Source organism: Paraburkholderia sp. EG304, assembly GCF_046543485.1.
GTDB classification, from domain to species: Bacteria; Pseudomonadota; Gammaproteobacteria; order Burkholderiales; family Burkholderiaceae; genus Paraburkholderia; species Paraburkholderia youngii.
In genome coordinates, this window is the sequence record NZ_JBKGUA010000209.1 from 1 (window position 1) to 1,484 (window position 1,484).

Below are 1,484 nucleotides of genomic sequence, written 5' to 3' on the forward strand. Positions count from 1 at the left end.
TGTACTGGCTCGGCCGCCACCGCACCCTGCTGTTGACCCTGCTGGTGATGATCGGCGGCACCGTGCTGTGCGCGGCCGCGGCCGGCCACTACGCCTGGCGCCGCGCGCTGAACGAAGAAAGCGGCCAGGTACAGCCCCAGCTGGCGCTGTACGCCCAGGGCCTGCAGCAGCGCATCGACCGCTTCGGTACGCTGCCGCAGGTGCTGGCGCTGGACCCGGACCTGCGCGGGGCGCTGCTGCAGCGCCCCGATGCCGCCGCCCGCCAGCGGCTGAACCTGAAACTGCAGCGGGCCAACCAGGTTACCCGCGCCTCCACCCTGACCCTGGTCGGGCGTGACGGCGTGGCCGTGGCCGCCAGCAACTGGGACCAGCCCAGCAGCAACGTCGGCGAGGACTACAGCTACCGCCCCTATTACCGCCAGGCACTGGCCACCGGCCACGGCCGCTTCTACGGCATCGGCATGACCACCGGCGTGCCGGGCTATTACCTGTCGCAGGCGATCGAGGAAGACGGCGCGCGCATCGGCGTGGTGGTGATCAAGATCGAACTGGCCGCGCTGGAGCAGGAATGGCTGACCAGCCCGGACGTGGTGCTGGCCAGCGACGAGCACGATGTGGTGTTCCTGGCCAACCGCGACGCCTGGCGCTACCGGCTGCTGCGCCCGCTGGGCCCGGCCGAACGCAGCGAGATGCTCGACAGCCGCCAGTACGCCGACCGCTCGCTGCAACCGCTGCGGGTACGCACCGGCAGCGTGCTCGACGATGGCGGCCGCATGGTCCACCTGCTCGATCCGGTGCTGCCGGGCGAGATGCTCTGGCAGACCCTGGCGCTGCCCGAGGAGCAGTGGAACCTGCATCTGCTGCACGATGCCGGCGCTGCCACCAGCGCCGGGCGCAGTGCCGCCATCGGGGGCGGTGCGGCGTGGCTGGCACTGGGTTTCCTGGTGTTGTTCATCCAGCAGCGGCGGCGCCTGGCCGCCCATCGCCAGCGCAGCCGGCGCGAGCTGGAAAGCGTGCTCAAACAGCATGCACAGGAGCTGCGTACCGCGCAGGACGGCGTGCTGCAGGCCGCCCAGCAGGCCGACAGCGGCCTGAGCCGCAGCCTGGCGCACCTGCCGCAGGGCGTGGTGGTGATCGACAGCGAACAGAAGCTGGTGGCGTGGAACGCGCGCTATCTGGAGCTGTTCCGGTTTCCGTCCGGCCTGATCCAGGTCGGGCGGCCGATCGAAGAGATTTTCCGCTTCAACGCGCGCCGTGGCCTGCTCGGGCCCGGGCCGATCGAAGAGGCGATCGAGCGTCGCCTCAACCATCTGCGCAGTGGCCGCCCGCACATGCGCGAGAGCGAGAAGGACGACGGCACCGTGCTGGAAATACGCGGCAATCCCCTGCCCGACGGCGGCTTCGTGACCAGCTACGCAGACATCACCAGCTACAAGAACACCGCGCGCGAGCTGCGCTCGCTGGCCGATGCCCTGGAGCATCGG

At 70.4% G+C, this 1,484-nt stretch carries 1 protein-coding gene; it reads left to right on the forward strand.

The annotated features are described in order from the left end of the window. Positions 1-26: 26 nt before the first annotated feature. Positions 27-1,484, forward strand: a 1,458-nt coding sequence (locus ACLFKU_RS43390; RefSeq protein WP_410853347.1) for a PAS-domain containing protein, incomplete at its 3' end; no start/stop codon positions are given.